Consider the following 18,779-nt stretch of genomic DNA (forward strand, 5'->3'; position numbering starts at 1 on the left):
GCGCCTACGTAGGCGACGAGCATGTTCCCCAATACTTACAGAAGGCTAACGATCACGGACTACCCGCTGCAGCGAAAGCGCGTCCAAGCGCCGCAGGGTCCTCGCAGGCGGCGCGAAAGGCTCGCAGTTCCTGCACCAGATCAGCCGTGGCGATCGGTTTTGGAATAACGAGGCGGGCGCCCGCCCGACGCAGCCCCGCAGTCTCCTCGGCGGGGCCCGCCCAGAGCACCACGACAGCGGCGCCCGCGCTCTCCCGCGCAAGGCGTCCGACCTCCTCGAAGGCGTCGGCGTCTCCTAAGGACAGGCACCTGCCCTCGACGAGCAGCAGGTCGAACCGCCGCGAACCCAGGGCGGCGCGCGCCTCCACCGTCGATCTGGCGACCTCCAGGTCGGACACATGGCTGGCCAGCGCCGCCTTCATCACGCCCTGGGCCAGGGGGTTCGCTTCGATGAGGAGGACGGACGCGGCCGCGAGGGCCACCCCATCGGCGGCGCCAGCGCCAGCGGCGCCGCGGTCGGCGGCGGCGCGCCTCAGCGGCAGCCGGACGGCGAACCGCGAACCCACGTCCAGTTCGCTTTCCACGGTCAAGTCGCCGCCCATGGCCCTCGCCAGACGGCGACTGATGGCGAGCCCGAGGCCCGTGCCGCCGTACTTGCGGGTGATGCCGGCGTCCACCTGCGAGAAGGCTTCGAAGATCTGCTCGACCTTGTCGGCGGGGATGCCGATGCCGTTGTCCGACACCTCCAAGACCAGCATCTCGCCATCTTCGCCAAGCTCCGTCCTCGCCTCCAGCGAGACCTCGCCGCGCTCGGTGAACTTGATCGCGTTGGATGTCAGGTTGAACAGGATCTGGCGCAGCCGACCGCCGTCCTCGATGATCCAGGTCGGGGTGTCGCCCCGGTCGCAGCGCAGGCCCAAGCCCTTGCTTTGGGCCTTGTCGGTCCAGAGACGCGTCGTCTCGTCCAGCAGCCGGTGGAGATCCATCTTCGCCGGCGTGACCGTGAGGTTGCCGCTCTCCATCTTGGCGACGTCGAGGATGTCGTCGACCAGCGCCAGCATGGTTTCACCACTCGCATGCACGAGGTCGACCTTGTCGCGCAGCCCTGCCGGCAGGTTTCGGTCGCTGAGGATGACCTGGGTCATCCCCATGATCCCGTTTAGGGGCGTGCGGATTTCGTGGCTCGTCATCGCCAGGAAGTCGGTGCGGGCGGCCAGCGCCCGGTCGAGGGCGACATTCACCGCCTTCAACTCGTCGTGGGCGGCGAGGATTTCGTCGCGACTGGCGCGCATGTGTTCCGCGAGCTCGAGCAGGTGCGCCTCGCGCGCCTCGACCACCGCGCGGGCGCGGCGAGCCAGTTCATGCCGCACCAGCCAGATGAGGCAAAGCAGTTGGGCGAAGAGGATCGAGCCGGTGGCCGCGGAAACCGGCGCCGCGGCCTGGAGGGCCAGCGGCCCCCCGATCGCCGTCGCAGCGATCACCAGATGCCGGAGCAGCATGCGCCGCAAGCGAAGCGCGCTCCTGGGTCGGAGCAGATATGCGCTCCAGACGGCAAGCGCGCCGAGGAGGAGGGGATTCAGCGCCTTGAGATCTCGGCCGGCCACAAGGCTCTCGTAGGCCAGCGCATGCACGTACACGCCCGGCAGCGCGCCGTGGCGGGGCGTGGCGAAATCGTCGCCGAGTTCTTGGGCCGTCGACCCGATCAGGATGCTGCGCCCCCGAACCTGGCTGGCGTCGAACCGGCCGCGATAGACGTCCTCGAAGCTGAGGTGGTCCAGGCTCTTCTCGCGGATCCCGTAGTCGATGAGAAAGTCGGCGGTCTGCCCCGGCGACCTGTTCGCCAGGAGGCTCGCCATGGAGGCGCGCCCTCCACTTTCGCTATCGAAGCCATAGCGATAGCGCCGGACCAGACCGTCCGGGTCGATCAGGACGTTGACGCTCGCCAGCAGAGCGTCATTCGACAGGTTCGCAAGGGGCGTATTTTCCACAAGCCGCGCTGGGGCGCGTCGATCCAGCGCCTGCACGAAGGTGGGCAGCACCACCGAGCCAGGCTGCCGCGCGATGGCGGCCAGGAGCGCCTGGTCGGCGGCGGAGTCAGCCCGGGCGCTGAAGTCCACGTCGAAGGCCACCGTATCGGCGCCGGCGGCCTGCAGATTGCGGATCGCCTGGGCGAACCGCTCTCGGTCCCAGGGCCATCGTCCCGCGGCCCGGATGCTGGCCGGGTCGATCTCGACCACGGTCAAGGTCTGGCTCGCGTCACGCCTAAGAAGGTCGAAGCGCAACGCTCCTAGCGCGTTGTCGAGCGGCCGTAGCAGGCCGCTCCCCTCTGCCGCAAAGACAGTGGCGACAATGAGCACGAGGCTCGCGGCGCGCGCCAGTCGGCCCTTGCGATCAACCGGGCTGCGCGAAAGCGCCGCCCGGGCGGCGGCGAGAAACCGCCGGCCGATCATTTCGGCGGTTTGCCGTTGCCGCCGCCCCCGGCGTTTCCGTGCCCATTGCCTCCGGCGCTGCCGCCCGCGCCCACGTCGGGGCTGCCGCCCCCGTTGCCGTTCGAGCCGGCGTTGCCGTTTCCGCCGCCGCCCGCATTGCCATTCGGCACAGCGTCGATGTTGCCATGGCCGCCCCCAGCGCCGTTGCCAGCGTTCCCGGCGGCGCCGTCCGGCCCGACGCCGCCGGCGTTGCCGTTCGCGCCTGGGTTTCCGTTGCCATTGCCATTGCCGCCCGTGGCGCCGTTCCCGCCGCCCCCGGCGTTACCGTTCGAGCCCGTGTCGGCGTTGCCGTTACCCCCGGCGGAGCCGGCGCCATTCCCGTTGCCGTTGCCGCCCGCGGCGCCGTTCCCGCCCCCGCCGGCATTGCCGTTCGAGCCCGCGTTGCCGTTACCATTGGCGGCGCCATTGCCATTCCCGCCCGCGACGCCGTTGCCGCCCCCACCGGCATTGCCGTTCGCGCCCGCATTTCCGTTGCCGTTGTCGCCGCCGGCTGCGCCACCATTGCCATTGCCGCCGCCTGCAGCGTTCCCGTTCGAGCCCGCGTTGCCGTTGCCGTTACCATTGGCGGCGCCGTTGCCACCGCCGCCGGCGTTGCCGTTCCCGGTGGCGGCGCTGTTGCCGTTGCCACCGCCGTTACCGCTCGCCGCGCCGTTTTCGCTGCCGGGCGAGTTGCCATTCGCCGGAGGCCCACCTGCGCCCCCAAGGCCCGGCGGCGTAGATGGCGGCTGGAGATGGGCCGCCAGGACCACGGCCTGGACTGCCCCCGGCGCGCCCGCCGGGCCAGCAGCGCCGTCCGCGCCGGGGGCAGGACCGGCGTCGCCGCTGCGCGAGAGGATCGCAGGCGTCACGGGGCCTGCGGCGGTCCCGGGACCGTCCACCAGACCACCGGACACGGCCGTATAGTCCAGCGCGCCAAGTTGCAGAGGCTCCACCGTCGGCTCAAGGGCCGCGGATGGGGCGCTGACATTGAGCTGCGCAGGGGCCTCACGGGCGATGACGCCCGTCGCGCCCGCGCCAACGTCACGCGCCGCGCCGCCTTGGTTGGCGCGAACCTCGACCAGGCCCTCGGCCACGTGAACGGAGTCCCGGGCGACGTCCACATTCACGGTGAAGGTGGTGCCTTTGACGATGGCGGCCAGAAGTGGGGTCTCGACGCGGAAGTGCTGGGCCGGCTTCTTGTCGACCTGGAAGAGCACCGAGCCCAGGTCCTGCATGATGCGAGTGACGCCGCTCGCCTGTTCCGGCGCGATGGTCATGCGGCTGTTGGGACCGAGCGTCACGCGTTGAGCGCCGTTGAAAAGCGCTGCGCGGCCGCCCGCGGCCGTGGTGACGATGCTCCCGACGGGCACGACCTGGTTGGCGGCGCCTGCGGCCGGCGCGCGGCCGGGCGCCGCGATCCGCACGACGCCACTGGCTTCCACAAGCTTCCAGTCTGCGCCGAAGGCCGGGCCCGTCGCGGAGAGAAGCGCCAGCGCCGAGGCTGCGGCGGGGGCCAGATGGATCATACGCATGCTGCGTTACCGGGAAGGTCGACCGCTTTTCGGTCTTTCAGCCCAGATTTGTGACAGGTGCTGGCTAACCGCCGACTAACGAGCTTGGTATATTTTACTCGTTAACGCCGATTTCAGTCTCCCGACCGACAGTATCGGTCCGCGTTTTCCAGAAAGCACTCGTAAGCAACGTGACGTCTGTCGACAAGCCGACCTTGTGGCGCGTGGTTATTTCCGCCCTGCTTTCGGCGACTCTCCTCTTTCTGCAACCTGCAGAGGCAGCTCCAGGCGATGACTGTGAAGGCGGCAGATCCGACTGTTTCGTTCTGACCGGCCTGACCATCGACGGCGTCAGCGCTTATCCGCTGAAGGATCTCGCGCCGCTGTATGCCGACGCCCTGGCCCGGGAGATCAGCCCGGATGAACTGGCGCGTATCGCCCAGGCCATCACCGACAAGTATCGCAAGGACGGCTACTTCCTCTCCCGCGCGATCGTACCGCCGCAGACCGGCCCCAAGGGCCAGGCGCGGCTTCGCGTCTACGAAGGGTATATCGACGCGGTCGAGGTGACCGGCGACGCAGCCCCCGCCCTGGAAGCCCTGATGTCCGGCCTGACGGAGAAGCGCCCGCTCAGGCTCGTGGATCTCGAACGCCGGCTGGTGCTTGCGGCCGATCTGCCCGGCATCAAGCCGCGGTCCAGCATCGAGCCGGTGATCGACGACCCTGCGCGCCATAGGTTGGTGGTAAGCGCCGGGCTGCAGCGCTGGACCGGCAGCCTCTATCTGGACAACCGGGGCACCGACGCGGTGGGGCCAGACCAGGTGAACCTGCGCGTCGGCCTCAATTCGTTGGTGCGGGCCGGCGACCAGCTCGCCCTTTCAGTCTTCACCATCCCCCACGATCACAACGAGTTCCTGCAGGCCGAAGTCTCCTACGGCGCGGCGCTCGCCTCGGGGGCCCGGATTCGCGCCGCCGCATCGGCGTCGGAATCTCGGCAGGGCACGGACCCGTTCAACAACGCCGTCGGCAACGAGAGCCAGGCGGCCAGTGTCCGGCTGGCCATCCCCCTCCAGCGCGCACGCCGCCAGTCGCTGTGGGCGGCGGTTGTGCTGGACGGCCGCCACGTGGAGCAGACCTATCGCAACGGCGGCGGCTACGCCGACGACGTCCGCGCCGTCCGCGCATCACTGCAGGCCGACCGTGCGAACGGCAGTGCGTCCAGCAGCGGTTACGTGCAGATCGCCAAGGGTCTGCCAGTGCTGGGCGCCTCCGACAGAAAGGGGCCTGGACGCTCGCGCTTTGGCGCCGATGGGGAGTTCTGGAAGATCAACGCCGGCGCCACCCACTATCGGGATATCGGCTCCCGCGCCGGGATCTTCTTATCGACGGATGGCCAATGGGCGCCCGATCCGTTGCTGCTGTCCGAAACCTTCGCGCCCGGCGCTCTGCCCTATGGCCGCGCCTACAACTATGCGGAGATCTTTGGAGACAGTGGCGTCGCCGGCCTGATCGAGCTCCGCCTTGGATGGGACCCGCGGACACAGCCGTTCACCTTCCTTCAGCTCTACAGCTTCGTGGATGCGGCCAAGGTCTGGAGCCGCGATGTCGGCTTCGGCCGCAGTTCGGCGTCCCTCGCTTCCGCCGGCGCAGGCCTGCGTCTGAGTGTCCGCGACCGCGCGACCCTGCGCCTCGAAATGGCCAAGCCCCTCAACCGCACGCCCTTCGACCAACGCGATCGGGGCGTGAGGGTGTTCGGATCCTTGTGGGCAGGGTTCTAGCGACCACCCTGGCCGGACCGCGACGGGCTCATGGGGCCCCTAGGGGGCGAGCGGAGGGCGGCTCGCGGACGACCTTACCCCCACGGCTTCTGGTAGATTTCTCCGGTGTCCTTGCCCGAGCCTGGCTCGGCCATCTTGCGGTGCTGCTCGGCTTTCACGCTCTCGGGGGTGATTGCGCCCATGGCGGCCTGTAGCTTGTTCTTCCAGCCGGCGACCACGTCCCCCTCGCCTTTCATCATGGCGTCGTAGCCGGTCTTGGCGACCATGGCTGGGTCGTCCTTCTTGGACTGGCCGACCTTGGTGTCCGCCATGCCGGCGCGCTCGAAGAAGTCGGTGTCGGTAGCACCGGGCAGCAGGGTGGTGATGCTGACGCCGGTGTCCTTCAGCTCGTTGCGCAGCGCCCAGGCGAAGCTGTCGATGAAGGCTTTCGTGCCGTTATAGACGGCCTGGAACGATCCCGGCATCAAGCCGGCGATGGATCCGGTGAACAGGATCATGCCCTGGCCCCGGTCGACCATTCGCTGGGCAATCTGCTGCACGAGGTAGATGGTCCCGGTGACGTTGGTGTCGATCACGTGTCGCCAGTCGTCCACGGACTGGTCGAGAAAGGCGTGGCCTAGACCATGACCAGCGTTGGCCATCAGGTGGTCGACGGGCCGGTCGCCGACGACCGCAAGCAGCCGATCGACGCCCTCGATGGTGGAAAGGTCAACCTGAACCTGTTCGACGCGTGCGCCCATGGCGCCCAGGGCCTGGGCCGCTTCGGCCAGTTCCGGCCGGTCTGCGGCGATGATCAGGTCGAAGCCGTCGGCCGCGCACAGCTTGGCCAGTTCGTAGCCGATGCCGGACGAGGCGCCGGTGACGACGGAGAGGGGGCGGATCGCCGCGGACACTATGCCGCCTCCCTTTCCCAGTCGGGCTTCAGGACGACCTTGGTGACCTCATTCTGCTGTTCCTTGAACATCTTGTAGCCCTCGGGGGCCTGTTCGAGCGGCAGGCGGTGGCTGATCAGGAAGGTCGTGTCGATCCTGCCCTCGCCGATCAGTTCGAGCAGGGGGCGGAGGTACTTCTGCACGTGGGTCTGGCCGGTCCTCACCTGCAGCCCCTTCTCCATGAGCGCGCCGATGGGGAACTTGTCCGCCACGCCGCCGTAGACGCCCGGGATCGAGATCCGCCCCCCCTTCCGGCAGGCCATAATCACTTCGCGCAGCACGTGGGTGCGGTCGGTGCCCAGCTTGGCGGTCGTCTTCACCGCGTCCAGGACGTTGTCGAAGGAGAAGCCGTGGCTCTCCATGCCGACCGCATCCACCACCGCGTCGGGCCCGATGCCGCCGGTCATCTCAGCCAGCGCCTCGCGGACCTTCACGTCGTGGTAGTTGATGACCTCCGCGCCCATGGACTTCGCCAGCTCCAGCCGATGCGGATAATGGTCGATGGCAATGACCCGGTGCGCCCCTTGCAGAAACAGGCTCTGGATCGTGAACAGGCCCACGGGGCCGCAGCCCCAGACCGCGACGGTGTCCCCAGGCTCCACTTGGCAGTTCTCAGCCGCCATCCAGCCGGTCGGCAGGATGTCCGACAGGAACAGCACCTTGTCGTCCTCCAGCCCGTCCGGGATCATGATCGGGCCCACGTCGGAATAGGGCACCCGGACGTACTCCGCCTGGCCTCCCGCGTAGCCGCCCGTCAGATGCGAATAGCCGAACGCGCCGGTCATGGCGTGGCCATAGAGCACCTCGCTCATGTCGGCCTTTTCGGCGGGGTTGGAGTTGTCGCAGGCCGCGAACTGCTGCTTCTCGCAGAAGAAGCACTGGCCGCAGGCGATGACGAAAGGCACAACCACCCGCTGACCCTTCACGAGGTTCGATCCGGGCCCCGTCTCGACGACCTCGCCCATGAACTCGTGCCCCAGAATGTCGCCCTTGTGCAGGGTCGGGATATAGCTGTCATAGAGGTGCAGGTCTGACCCGCAGATGGCGGTGGACGTGATGCGGATGATCGCGTCGCGCGGATTGACGATCTTGGGATCGTCGACCGTCTCCATGCGGACGTCGTGCTTGCCGTGCCAGGTCAGGGCGCGCATGGCGGGCTATCCTTTCGCTTGGGAGCCGCCGCGCGGCGCGGCGTCGGGGGCTTCGGAGGTGGAGATCTCGCCCGTCTCCATGAGCTGCTTGAACCGGCGCAGCTCGCGGCGGGCCTGCACCTTCGGCTCCTTCTGGAAGAGCTTGGCGAAGAGCTTGCCGAGGTCGCCGCCGGGCGGCTCGTAGACGATTGTGGCCGTGACTTCCGTGCCCCGTCCGGCGGAACTGTCGCGGAACTCGATCCGGCCAGTGTTCCGGATGTCCGCGCCTTCGAGGGACTCCCAGGCCAGAAGCTCGTTCGGCACATCCTCGGTGAGGACGCTGTCCCACTCGACCGTGCGTCCCCCCGGCGCCTGGACCACCCAATGCGAGGTTTGTCCGTCGCCCGGCGTCACGCTCTCGACGTTCTCCATGAAGGACGCGAGGTTTCGGAAATCGCGCCAGAAAGCATAGAGCTCGGCCCGCGGCCGGTTGATGGTGACGGTGCGCCCCACAAGAGCCGCTTCGCGCCAGCCCCGCGCCTCTGCGGCCTCTTTCGCCACGTCCCGCTGATGGACGGCGGCGGTCAGGGGCGCATCGCTCTCGCGCGCCCGTTGGACGTGGTCGTCTGACATCGTCGATCTCCCTAGGCCGCGATAAGAGCCGACGGCCGTCCAGGGTTCCTTTGTCGCCGCGCCGACAGTCCCAGAAACCCGTGCGTTCCGGGCGCATGGTTCCTCGCCGAGCCGCCGGCTGAAACCGGACGCTCTTGTGAGGCCCAAGCGCCCGAATCGCGGTCGCCGTTAGCCTCCCGGGTGGAGTCCCGGCGCTTCCTGGCCCGTGCGCGCGACGTACTCCGAATAGCCGCCGCCGTACTGGTGGACGCCCTCGGGCGTCAGCTCCAGCACGCGGTTCGACAGGGCGGCCAGGAAGTGGCGGTCGTGGCTGACGAAGAGCATGGTGCCCTCGAAGCCCGCCAGGGCGGCGACCAGCATCTGCTTCGTCACCATGTCGAGGTGGTTGGTCGGCTCGTCCAGGACCAGCAGGTTCGGCGGATCGAACAGCATCTTGGCCATGACGAGGCGGGCCTTCTCGCCGCCCGACAGGACGCGGCAGGGCTTTTCCACGTCGTCGCCGGAAAAGCCGAAGCAGCCCGCCAGCGTGCGCAGCGCCCCCTGGCCCGCCTGCGGGAATGAGCTGTCCAGCGACTCGAAGATCGTCTCCTCGCCGTCCAGCAGGTCCATGGAGTGCTGGGCGAAGTAGCCCATTCGGACGCTGGCGCCGATGCCGACCGTGCCCCGGTCGGGCGCGGTGGCGCCGGCCACCAGCTTCAGCAGCGTCGACTTGCCGGCGCCGTTGGCCCCAAGGACACACCAGCGCTCCTTGCGGCGCACCAGGAAGTCGAGGCCCTCATAGATCGGCTGGGCGCCGTAGCCCTTATGGACCCCCTTCAGGCTGATCACGTCGTCGCCCGAGCGCGGCGGGCTCTTGAACTCGAACTGAACCGATTGGCGGCGGCGCGGGGCCTCGACGCGTTCGATCTTGTCGAGCTTCTTGACCCGACTCTGCACCTGGGCGGCGTGGCTGGCGCGCGCCTTGAACTTCTCGATGAACTTGATTTCCTTGGCCAGCATCGCCTGCTGGCGCTCGTACTGCGCCTGGCGCTGCTGTTCGCTCAGCGCGCGCTGCTGGTCGTAGAAGTCGAGGTCGCCCGAATGGGTGATGAGGTCGCCGCCGTCGATCTCCACCACCTTGCCGATGATGCGGTTCATGAACGCGCGGTCGTGCGAGGTCATCAGCAGGGCGCCGCCGTAGTTCTTGAGGAAGGCCTCGAGCCAGATCAGGCTTTCCAGGTCGAGGTGGTTGCTGGGTTCGTCCAGCAGCATTCCGTCGGGCCGCTGAAGCAGGATGCGGGCGAGCGCCACGCGCATCTTCCAGCCGCCGGACAGCAGGCCGACGTCGCCATCCATGCGCTCCTGGCTAAAGCTCAGGCCCGCCAGCACCTCTCGCGCCCGGGCCTCGAGCGCATAGCCGTCCAGTTCCTGGAAGCGCTCCAGCACCTCGCCATAGCGTTCCATGACGGCGTCCAGCCGATTGGCCTGGTCCGGATCGACCATCGCCGCCTCGAGCTCCGACATTTCAGCAGCCAGGGCGCTGACGGGACCGACGCCGTCCATCACCGCGGCGACGGCGCTCTGGCCCGACATCTCGCCGACATCCTGGCTGAAGTAGCCAATCGTCATGCCTGGATCGATCGCGACCAGCCCGTCGTCGGGCTGCTCCTCACCGGTGATCATGCGGAACAGCGTCGTCTTGCCGGCGCCGTTCGGGCCGACCAGCCCCACCTTTTCGCCCTTCTGGATGCTCATCGAGGCCTCGATGAACAGGATCTGGTGGCCGTTCTGCTTGGAGATATTGTCGAGACGGATCATGGGGCGGCCTGCTAACGCGGAGGCGACGAGAACGCCACCCTCGGCCGGTGGGCCGATCGTCCCAGGGCCGTCAGCGACGGGGGCCGGCAACCCATCGGATCGGCCAAGACGTGCCCGCTGCGCCGTGATCGCGAGGCCTTCAGCGGCGGTTACCCTCCGATCCCGGCACCATCAGCCAGGGCGCTGCGCGGAGATGGCGAGCCTCGAACGCCCGGATCTCACCCCCGCGCGCCAGCGTCGCCCCGACGGCGTCCAGGCCATCCAGGAGCGCTTGGCGCCGGGACGGCTCGATCTCGAAGCCCGTCAGCAACCCGCCCGATGCGATGGTTTGAGACTGGAGATCGATAGTCATCCGAAGCCTTGCCGGATCGCTCGCCGCCTCGAGCAGTAAGGCGTGCGCCTCGGGCGGAAGTTCCACCGCCAGCAGACCGTTCCGGGCGCAGTTATCGAAGAAGATCCCGCCAAAGCTCGTGCCGATGAGGGCTCGGACGCCAAGCTGCGCCAAACCCCAGACCGCATGCTCTCGGCTGGACCCGCATCCGAAATTTGGGCCGACGACCAGAAACGCGGCGTTCCGCCAAGGCGTCTGATTGAGCACGAAGTCGGGCCGCAGGCCTCCGGCGGCGTCGAACCGGAGATCGTAGAACACGCCACGGTCGAGGCCGCTGCGATCCACGCCCTTCAGGAACTGCTTGGGCATGATCACATCGGTGTCGATGTTGGCCGCGGGCAGCGGCGCCGCCGCGCCGGTCACCGATCGGAACGGTTGCATCGTCAGGATCCCAGGTGGCGCACGTCGGCGAGGCGCCCACAAACCGCCGCGGCCGCGACCATCGCGGGGCTCATCAGGTGCGTCCGCCCGCCGGCCCCCTGGCGCCCCTCGAAGTTGCGGTTGGTGCTGGAGGCGCACCGCTCGCCGGGCGCGAGCACGTCGTCGTTCATGGCCAGACACATCGAGCAGCCGGACTGGCGCCACTCGAAGCCCGCCGCCGCGAAGACGCGGTCCAGCCCCTCGGCCTCCGCCTGTCGGCGCACCTCGCTGGAGCCCGGCACCACCATGGCCCGCACGCCCTCCGCCACACGACGGCCGCGGAGCACCTGCGACGCCTCACGCAAATCCTCGATGCGCGCATTGGTGCACGAACCGATGAACGCCCGGTCGATGGGGATGGCCGACAGGGGCGTTCCCGGGGTCAAGCCCATGTACTCGAGCGCCCGGGCGGCGTCCCGCCTGCGGGACGGGGTGGCCTGGGCGGCGGGATTCGGGACGACGGCGCTGACGGGCGCGACCTGGTCGGGGCTGGTGCCCCAGGTGACCATCGGCTCGATCTCGCCGGCCGGCAGCGTCACGCGACGGGCGAACGGGGCCTCCTCGTCCGAGCTCAGCCGCAGCCAGGCGGCGGCCGCCTGGTCCCATGACGACGCCGTCGGGGCGCGGGGCCGCCCTTTGAGGTAGGCGAGGACCTTCCGGTCGGGCGCCATCAGGGCGCCGCGGGCGCCGCATTCCACGGCCATGTTGCAGATGGTCATGCGGCCCTCGACGCTCAGGGCCTCGACGACCTCACCCGCGAACTCGATGGCAAAGCCCGTAGCGCCGTCCGCGCCGATGTGACCGATCAGGGCCATGACGACGTCCTTGGCGACGACCCCCACTGGCAGCCTGCCGGTCACTTCGACCCGCATAGGCCGAAGGCGTCGGTACACCACCGTCGAGGTGGCGAGCATGTGCTCGATGTCCGAGGTCCCGATGCCGAAGCCCAGCGCGCCCAGCGCTCCGTAGGTCGTCGTGTGGCTGTCGCCGGCGGCCACCACCATGCCGGGAAGGATGAACCCGAGCTCAGGGGCGACCACGTGCTCGATCCCCTGCGACGGATGCAGGATGTCGAACAGCTCGATGCCGAATTCGCGGCAGTTTCGGGCGAAGTAGGCCACCTGCTCGGCGCCGCCCGCGTCGGGCATCGCCCGGGTCCGCCGCGGCGCGGTGCCATTGACGTGGTCGACGACGCCAAGCATCGCCTCCGGCCGCCACACGCGGCGCCCCGCTTCCCGCAGCCCGGTGAACGCCTGGGGACTGGTGTACTCGTTGAGGACGCTGCGATCGACGTAGAGCAGCACGGTCTCGCCGTCCGGATCGAGCCGCGCCACGGTGTGGCTGTCGACCAGCTTGTCGTAGAGCGTGCGCGGCGCGCCGGTCATCTCCGCCCCCGGCCCGGCCGGCCGTCCGCCACGACGCATTCGGGTGGCGGGTCCCGCCCCTCGAACACGTCCACCACGCACTGCGCGGCGATCATGTTCGTGCGCTCGAGCCCTTCGCGGGTGGAGGCGCCGGCGTGAGGCGCGGCGACGACATTGGGCAACGCGATCAGCTCATCCGTGACGGGCTTGAGGCTGGGGTCGCTCTCGCTCTCGAACACGTCGAGGCCTGCGCCGCCGAGGCGGCCAGTCTTGAGGGCGGCCAGAAGGTCGGTGTCCGACACCAGCCCGCCGCGGGCGGTATTGATGACGAAGGCGCCCGGCCGCATGGCGGCGATGCTATCCGCATCGATCAGGTGGCGCGTCTCGGGCGTCAGGGGGGCATGCAGGGTGACGTAGTCGCTCTCGCGCAGAAGCGCGGGCAACTCGACGAACCGCACGCCGGCGGCTGCGGCATAGGCAGGGTCCGGACGCGAGGTCGCCACCAGGATCTCGGCCTCAAAGCCCCGAAGGCGCTGAACCACGCTGCGGCCGATGCGGCCCAGCCCGACGACCCCGACCGTCCTGCGGTAAAGATCCGTTCCCATGAGGATGCTCCACGACCCGCCGATCATCTGGCCCTGCGCCTCGCGGAAACGTCGGCCCACGGCGAGCATCATGCCGATGGCCTGGTCCGCCACCGAGGCCTCGTTACCGCCAGCAGCTATCGTGACGACGCGCCCAAGATCGCGGGCTGCGGCCAGGTCGACCCGCTCGTAGCCGACGCCGCGGCGCGAGATCGCAAGCAGGCCGGGCAGGTCCGACAGGAGCTCGCGGGTCACCCGGGCGTGGCCGACGATCCACCCCCCAGCGCCCTGCAGCAGATCGACCAGCTCGCCCTGCGACAGACCGCCGTCGGCCTGGCCCGGCGGAAGCTCAGCCAACACGACCTCGCAACCGGCGCTTTCGAGAATCGCGACGGACGCGTCATCGAAGAACCGCTGGGTGACGACGACCCGACGGGAAGGTTCACGCATGGCCCATTCCCCCGGTGCTCAGCCGAGCTCGACATCGAGCAGCCGGACGAACTGCTGGCCGCAGTGCATGTCGCGCTCCACCATGCCGCCCTGGGGCGAAGCGCGCGGATAGGAGACCTTCAGCATGTGCAAGTCGCGAACGGGGTGGTGTTGCACGAGCGCCGGATCGGCCCCGTAGAGGCGCCTGAACAGGTCCGGACCCAGGGCTGGATTCGCGTGATGCCGCTCGAACGACTCCGGCCCGTCGAAGAAGAGATCGATGGTCACCCAGTAGGGGCCGGCGTTCTTGGAACGCAGGTGGCGGCAGACGTCCTTCACCTTGGTCATCAGGCGCCCTTTCCGTTCGCAAGGTCGATCCAGACCGTCCGGACGAGGTCCAGCGGGTCGTCCAATTCCACCACGTGGTTCAGCCGGAACTCGTAGATGGGGCCCCGCTCGATCTCGGCCGGGCTGAAGGCGAAGCCGTAGCTCGGCAGTTCCTTGTCCATAATCACCGGGAAGTGGAAGAAGTACGGGTTGCAGGCCTTGGCGATCTGGGTGGCCATGGCCTGGCTGTCGGCGGTCGCCACGAAGAGGACGCCGACCTCCCGCGGCGGCGGCGTGCCCGGCGGCGGCGTCTCGCCCGAGACCGCGTTCCACCCGTAGAGGCGCAGAGAGATGTGGAAGTCGCCTGCCGCCTCGCCGATCGTCCGGCGCACCCGCTCGTTGAGCGCGGCGAGCAGGTTGTCGTGGAAGGTGTCCAACCGCGTGAGCACGTCGGGGTCCTGGATGCCGATCAGCATCACCGTCTGGTAGCGGCCGCTCGAGGCGCCCTCGAGCTTGAGCGTGTACGGCTTGGGGTCCCAGACCGAGCCTGTGACCCTGACCCTCCGATCGTCGAGGGCAGCGTACCGGGCGAGCGTGACGTCGAGCACGCCGCCCGGCTCGGTCAGTCGGAACGGATTGGCGTTCTCGTACAGCATGTGCGCCGAGACGCTGTCTGGGTCGCAGCGGTTACCGGAGGCGAGCGGCTCGACCTCGAAACCGTCTGCCCCGATGCTGACCAGCACGCCCGCGCCCTCGGTCGGCTTGACCGTGCACTGTGACCCGCACTCGGCGACCTTCGCCGCGTGCCAGGCCGCGCCGGCGTGCACGCCATGCATCAGGGCGAAGCAGGCGATCACCGCCGTATCCGTCGTCCGGCCGCCGATGATGAGGTCCGCGCCTGCCTGCAGGGCGGCGATGTAGGGCTCGGGGCCCATGGCGGCCACGATATGGTCGCAGGCGTCGATGGTCGTATCGTCGAGGGGCCCCAGCGGCGGCAGCGGGCGGATCTTGCCCGCCGCATTGCGCGCCTTGAGCACCGCCTTGTCCTGCTCGGAGTAGAGCAGCGCGATCCGGGGCGTCAGGCCGGACTCACGAGCGATCTCCAGGGCGATGTCGCGAGTCCAGTCCACGTTGAGGTCGCCGCCCGCCTGACCGGCGGTCCCGACGATGACGGGGATCCCCGCTTCGGCCCCGGCCTTCATGAGGATCGCGAGGTCTCGCTTGATCGAGCCGCGGTTGTTCTTCGAGACCCCCAGCGCGAGGTAGGCGGCGCCGCTGTCCGTGGATCCCGCATCGGTGGCGATGGCGTGGGCCCCCAGCGCCAGCCCCCGCGCCACCTCTTCCTCGCGCACGCCGGCGCCCAGCGAACCGCAGGGCACGATGATCTTGATGGGACTGTCCGACATGCTCGCCCTTCGCTGTGGCCGCAACCGGCGGCATGGAGCGCTTACGTTTATGGATGCATTGCGTCAAGTTTTTGCATCCATTCTTTCACTCAGCGCGGAGAGGGATGCCTCCGGTGGCAAGTGTGACGGCGAGCACCACCAGGCACACCAGCACCGCCCACTTGAGGCTGAAGCGCTGAGCGTCGGCGACGTCGACCTTGAGCAGACCGCAGGCCAGATAGATGGGCGCGAGCAGCGGGCTGAGCGCGTGCACCGGCTGACCGATCAGCGAGGCGCGCGCGATGGCGGTGGGATCGATGCCGAAGACCGCAGCCGCCTTCGCCACGACGGGGACTACGCCGAAGTAGTAGGCGTCGTTGGACATCAGGAAGGTCAGCGGCATGCTGGCCAGGGCCGTGATCGGGGCCAGGTAGGGTCCGACGGAAGGCGGCAGCACCGAGAGCGCGGCGGAGGCCATGGCGTCGGACATGCCGGTCCCGTTGAGGATCCCCGTGAAGGCGCCGGCGGCGAAGATCAGCAGCACGATCTGCACCACGTTATCGGCGTGCGCGGCGATGCGGGCCTTCTGATCGGCGAGGCGCGGATAGTTGACTGTCGCGGCGATGGCGAAGGCGGCCATCATCAGCACCGGCAGCGGCGCGAGCCCGAGGATCATGCCGGCCACCAGCGCTCCGGTGAGCGCCAGGTTGAAGAAGAACAGCTTCGGCCGGCGGGCCGCCAGGGTCGCCTCGTCTTCTTCCAGCAGCACGGGAGGGCGCGTCCCGGCGACGGACGGCGACCATTCCAGGCGTCGGCGCTCGGTCATGCCGAACCGCCAGGCCAGCAGGAAGGTCGCCACGAGGCCCGCCGCGAGACCCGGCAGCAGCGGACCCACCACCTCCTCCAGGTCGGCCTGAACCGCCGCCGCTGCGCGGGCGCTCGGGCCGCCCCAGGGGAGCAGGTTCATCAGCGAATTGGCCAGGCCGAGCAGGGTCGCCAGGATCAGGGGGTTCATCCCCACCCGCCGATACACCGGAAGGAACGCGGTGATGACGATCAGCACCGTGGTGGTGCCGTCCCCGTCCAGGGAGACGATCGCCGCCAGGGCCGCGGTGCCGAGGCTGATGCGAACCGGATCGTCGCGCACAAGCGCCAGCACCCGCCGCACCAGCGGCGCAAAGAGGCCCGCGTCCATCATGAACGCGAAGTAGAGCACGGCGAACGCCAGCAGCAGCGCCGTCGGCGCCACCTGCAGCACGCCCTTGATGATCATCTCGCCCAGCTGAGGGCCCGCGCCCGCCACGAGGCCGAACAGGATCGGAATGACCAGCAGGGCGGCGATCGCCGACATCCGCTTGGTCATGATCAGGGTCATGAAGGTCAGCACCATGGCGGCGCCGAGGAAGGCCGGATCGAGCAGAGCGGTCACGGGGAGGCCTCCACCTGGAAGGGATGAGCGATGAGGGCGCGGGGGCTTCCCCTGCCCGGGTCGGCGCGGTGTATGGAGGGCGAGGCATGGCGCGGCCGTCTGCGGCGCTGGGCCGGGGACAGGGGAAGCCGATGACGTTCGACCACGATACCGGAATGGCCGAGGGGTTGGGCGAGCCGCCGCAGACCGAGCCGGCCACTCACACCGTGCTGACCCAGCTTCGCGAGAGGATCGTCACCGGGCAGTTCGCGCCGGACAGCAAGCTGCGGGCGGAGGCGCTGGCGGCCGATATGAACGTCTCGCGCACGCCGGTGCGCAGCGCGCTGGCTGTGCTCTCCGCCGAGGGCCTGGTGAGCTACGGCATGAACCGCGGCTACACCGTGCGCGCCATGGGCATCGGCGATGTGTTCGACGCCATCGACGTGCGCGCCGCCCTGGAAGGCCTCGCCGCGCGCCTCTCTGTCGAGGTGGGCTGGGCCGAGGACGCCCTCAGCGAACTCGAAGCGCTGGCGCGGAGCGGTCGGGCCATCGTCGATGGGAACACCTGGTCCGAGGCCATCGAGCTCGACTGGTATCGGATCAACCGCCTGTTCCACATGGCTATCCATCGGGCGTCCCAGAACACGGTCCTGCGCAACGCCATCCGGATGACCCTGATCTACCCACTGTTCGGGGACCCTGCCCGCCTCTGTCCCAGTGTCGCGGCCCATGTCCCCCCTCGTCTTCGCCAGGTGCCGGACACGACCCCTGAATTTATTCAGCGCTCGCAGGCGCAGCACGAACAGATCGCTGCGGCCATACGCGACGAAGACGCCGAGGCGGCTGGCCGGCTGATGGCGGCGCATGTGCTCGCCACGAAGACGCGGCTCCACGCGATCGCCACGCGCCGCTGAGGCTCGATGGCATAGACGTATCCAATTATGTTTTCAATTGGATCCATTTTCTTGACGCATATGATCCACATGCCGTAACGAGGCCTCCAGCCTGCCGAACACCGGCGGGGAACAATGGGGAGTCGAGACGTGAGGGCATTTCGCAGTGCGCTGGCCTATGGCTGCGCGACGGTCGCGCTTGGAGGCGCCGCCTCCGCCCAGACGTCCGCGCAGCCGGCCGCGGGCGTGGTCGAGGAGATCGTGGTCACGGCCCAGCGCCGCGCCGAGAGCCTTCAGGACGTCCCGGTGACGGTCACCGCCTTCGGCGCGGAAACCGTGCAGGAGGCCCGCATCCGCGAGGTGCAGGATGTCGCCGGCCTGACGCCGGGTCTGCAGTTCGACGCCTTCCCCGCGTCCCAGCCGCGCATCGCAATCCGCGGCGTCGGCTCGTCGGATCGGGGCGCCGCGGGCGACCCGAGCGCGGCCGTGTTCATCGACGAGATCTATATCGGCCGCCCCGCCGCCGTGGCCTTCGACGCCTTCGACGTGGAGCGCATCGAGGTGCTGAAGGGCCCGCAGGGCACGCTGTTCGGCCGCAACGTGGTGGGTGGGGCGATCAACATCGTGAACCAGCGTCCGGAGCTGGCGCGCTTCCGCGCAGCCGCCGAAGCGACGGTCGGCGACTACGACCGGCTGGAGGGCGCAGGCATGCTCAACGCTCCCTTCGCCGACGGAACGGCGGCCCTGCGCATCAGCGGCGCCTGGCGCACTCGCGATGGCTACGTCCTGAACACCCGGACCCACAGCCGGATCGAAGACCAGGACAGCCGCAGCGGCCGGGTGCAACTGCTCTACGAGCCCACCGAGACCTTCCGGCTGCACGCGACGCTCGACGGCGCCCGCAGTCGCGAGACCGGGCCGGCGCAGCACGTGCTGGACCTGGACGAGACGGATCCGCTGTCCGGCCTCTGGACCATCGACCGCGACCGTGACCGCACCGCCGGCGCGACCGAGGGATTCCAGGACCGCGACACCTGGGGCGCGCGGCTCCAGGCGGACTGGGACCTGGGCTTTGGCACGCTGATCTACCTGGGCTCGTATCGCGAGCTGGACTACGGCGCCGCCTATGACTTCGATGGCGGCGACCACCCGCTCGACATCTTTGGCGGCAATGAGGAAGAGGGTGACTTTTCGAGCCACGAGCTCCGGCTCGCCTCGCCGTCCGACAGCCGACTCCAGTGGGTGGCAGGGGTCTATGCCTTCCGAAGCGACACCGATCGCCAGGACATTCTGCGGCTGGACCTGAGCGCGGTGGGCGGCGACCTGGCGA

General features: G+C 69.0%; 15 protein-coding genes. 3 read left to right on the top strand and 12 right to left on the bottom strand.

The genetic code is table 11. The features are described 5' to 3' along the window. Nucleotides 1-52: 52 nt before the first annotated feature. Nucleotides 53-2,449: a CHASE2 domain-containing protein gene (locus tag A2790_RS12555; RefSeq protein WP_293392039.1), complete on the bottom strand. Its 2,397-nt coding sequence runs from the start codon at nucleotides 2,447-2,449 to the stop codon at nucleotides 53-55. After that, a complete protein-coding gene (locus A2790_RS12560) occupies nucleotides 2,446-3,993 on the bottom strand; it encodes a FecR family protein (RefSeq protein ID WP_293392042.1) in 1,548 nt (515 codons plus the stop codon). The genes A2790_RS12555 and A2790_RS12560 overlap by 4 nt, the downstream gene beginning before the upstream one ends. Nucleotides 3,994-4,169: 176 nt before the next feature. On the opposite strand from A2790_RS12560, the gene A2790_RS12565 reads away from it, so the two are divergent. After that, the gene (locus A2790_RS12565; protein WP_293392044.1) at nucleotides 4,170-5,756 is read left to right on the top strand and encodes a ShlB/FhaC/HecB family hemolysin secretion/activation protein; all 1,587 of its coding nucleotides are present in this window, start codon (nucleotides 4,170-4,172) and stop codon (nucleotides 5,754-5,756) included. A 74-nt stretch (nucleotides 5,757-5,830) separates the two neighbouring features. On the opposite strand, the gene A2790_RS12570 is transcribed toward A2790_RS12565, so the two are convergent. From A2790_RS12570 to A2790_RS12615, 10 genes are all read right to left on the bottom strand, one after another. After that, on the bottom strand, nucleotides 5,831-6,649 hold the full coding sequence (locus tag A2790_RS12570; protein WP_293392047.1) for an SDR family NAD(P)-dependent oxidoreductase: 819 nt from the start codon (nucleotides 6,647-6,649) through the stop codon (nucleotides 5,831-5,833). Beyond that, nucleotides 6,649-7,839, bottom strand: coding sequence for a zinc-dependent alcohol dehydrogenase (locus A2790_RS12575; protein WP_293392050.1), 1,191 nt, complete (start codon nucleotides 7,837-7,839; stop codon nucleotides 6,649-6,651). Before A2790_RS12575 ends, A2790_RS12570 begins: the two co-directional genes overlap by 1 nt. A gap of 6 nt (nucleotides 7,840-7,845) precedes the next feature. Continuing rightward, the gene (locus tag A2790_RS12580) at nucleotides 7,846-8,451 is read right to left on the bottom strand and encodes an SRPBCC family protein (RefSeq protein WP_293392053.1); all 606 of its coding nucleotides are present in this window, start codon (nucleotides 8,449-8,451) and stop codon (nucleotides 7,846-7,848) included. Between the two features lie 168 nt (nucleotides 8,452-8,619). Beyond that, nucleotides 8,620-10,248, bottom strand: a complete 1,629-nt coding sequence (locus A2790_RS12585; protein WP_293392056.1) for an ABC-F family ATP-binding cassette domain-containing protein — start codon at nucleotides 10,246-10,248, stop codon at nucleotides 8,620-8,622. Between the two features lie 139 nt (nucleotides 10,249-10,387). Beyond that, complete coding sequence (gene leuD, locus A2790_RS12590; protein ID WP_293392059.1) at nucleotides 10,388-11,020, bottom strand: 3-isopropylmalate dehydratase small subunit; 633 nt, start codon at nucleotides 11,018-11,020, stop codon at nucleotides 10,388-10,390. A gap of 2 nt (nucleotides 11,021-11,022) precedes the next feature. Next, nucleotides 11,023-12,444, bottom strand: coding sequence for a 3-isopropylmalate dehydratase large subunit (leuC, locus tag A2790_RS12595; protein ID WP_293392062.1), 1,422 nt, complete (start codon nucleotides 12,442-12,444; stop codon nucleotides 11,023-11,025). Beyond that, nucleotides 12,441-13,457: a phosphoglycerate dehydrogenase gene (locus A2790_RS12600; RefSeq protein WP_293392065.1), complete on the bottom strand. Its 1,017-nt coding sequence runs from the start codon at nucleotides 13,455-13,457 to the stop codon at nucleotides 12,441-12,443. Before A2790_RS12600 ends, leuC begins: the two co-directional genes overlap by 4 nt. 18 nt (nucleotides 13,458-13,475) lie before the next feature. Then, nucleotides 13,476-13,784, bottom strand: coding sequence for a DUF4387 domain-containing protein (locus A2790_RS12605; protein WP_293392068.1), 309 nt, complete (start codon nucleotides 13,782-13,784; stop codon nucleotides 13,476-13,478). Further along, a complete protein-coding gene (locus A2790_RS12610) occupies nucleotides 13,784-15,169 on the bottom strand; it encodes an acyclic terpene utilization AtuA family protein (RefSeq protein WP_293392073.1) in 1,386 nt (461 codons plus the stop codon). Before A2790_RS12610 ends, A2790_RS12605 begins: the two co-directional genes overlap by 1 nt. An 85-nt stretch (nucleotides 15,170-15,254) precedes the next feature. Then, entirely contained in the window at nucleotides 15,255-16,577 is a 1,323-nt protein-coding gene (locus tag A2790_RS12615; protein ID WP_293392076.1) for a citrate:proton symporter, read from the bottom strand. Between the two features lie 86 nt (nucleotides 16,578-16,663). Between A2790_RS12615 and A2790_RS12620 the strand changes: the two genes are divergently transcribed. Together A2790_RS12620 and A2790_RS12625 are read left to right on the top strand one after the other, a co-directional pair. Further along, nucleotides 16,664-17,470, top strand: a complete 807-nt coding sequence (locus tag A2790_RS12620; RefSeq protein WP_293392079.1) for a GntR family transcriptional regulator — start codon at nucleotides 16,664-16,666, stop codon at nucleotides 17,468-17,470. Between the two features lie 129 nt (nucleotides 17,471-17,599). Then, nucleotides 17,600-18,779: TonB-dependent receptor (locus tag A2790_RS12625; protein WP_293392082.1), on the top strand; the 1,180-nt coding region annotated here is incomplete at its 3' end.

The organism is Phenylobacterium sp. RIFCSPHIGHO2_01_FULL_69_31, assembly GCF_001824475.1.
Classification (GTDB): domain Bacteria; phylum Pseudomonadota; class Alphaproteobacteria; order Caulobacterales; family Caulobacteraceae; genus Phenylobacterium.

What these genes read in the sequence shown, in the direction of transcription:
- A2790_RS12610 (WP_293392073.1), bottom strand. Translation starts at nt 15,169, where the DNA reads ATGTCGGACAGTCCCATCAAGATCATCGTGCCCTGCGGTTCGCTGGGC.
- A2790_RS12580 (WP_293392053.1), bottom strand. Translation starts at nt 8,451, where the DNA reads ATGTCAGACGACCACGTCCAACGGGCGCGCGAGAGCGATGCGCCCCTG.
- A2790_RS12600 (WP_293392065.1), bottom strand. Translation starts at nt 13,457, where the DNA reads ATGCGTGAACCTTCCCGTCGGGTCGTCGTCACCCAGCGGTTCTTCGAT.
- leuC (WP_293392062.1), bottom strand. Translation starts at nt 12,444, where the DNA reads ATGACCGGCGCGCCGCGCACGCTCTACGACAAGCTGGTCGACAGCCAC.
- A2790_RS12560 (WP_293392042.1), bottom strand. Translation starts at nt 3,993, where the DNA reads ATGATCCATCTGGCCCCCGCCGCAGCCTCGGCGCTGGCGCTTCTCTCC.
- A2790_RS12605 (WP_293392068.1), bottom strand. Translation starts at nt 13,784, where the DNA reads ATGACCAAGGTGAAGGACGTCTGCCGCCACCTGCGTTCCAAGAACGCC.
- A2790_RS12555 (WP_293392039.1), bottom strand. Translation starts at nt 2,449, where the DNA reads ATGATCGGCCGGCGGTTTCTCGCCGCCGCCCGGGCGGCGCTTTCGCGC.
- A2790_RS12620 (WP_293392079.1), top strand. Translation starts at nt 16,664, where the DNA reads ATGGCGCGGCCGTCTGCGGCGCTGGGCCGGGGACAGGGGAAGCCGATG.
- A2790_RS12575 (WP_293392050.1), bottom strand. Translation starts at nt 7,839, where the DNA reads ATGCGCGCCCTGACCTGGCACGGCAAGCACGACGTCCGCATGGAGACG.
- A2790_RS12585 (WP_293392056.1), bottom strand. Translation starts at nt 10,248, where the DNA reads ATGATCCGTCTCGACAATATCTCCAAGCAGAACGGCCACCAGATCCTG.
- leuD (WP_293392059.1), bottom strand. Translation starts at nt 11,020, where the DNA reads ATGCAACCGTTCCGATCGGTGACCGGCGCGGCGGCGCCGCTGCCCGCG.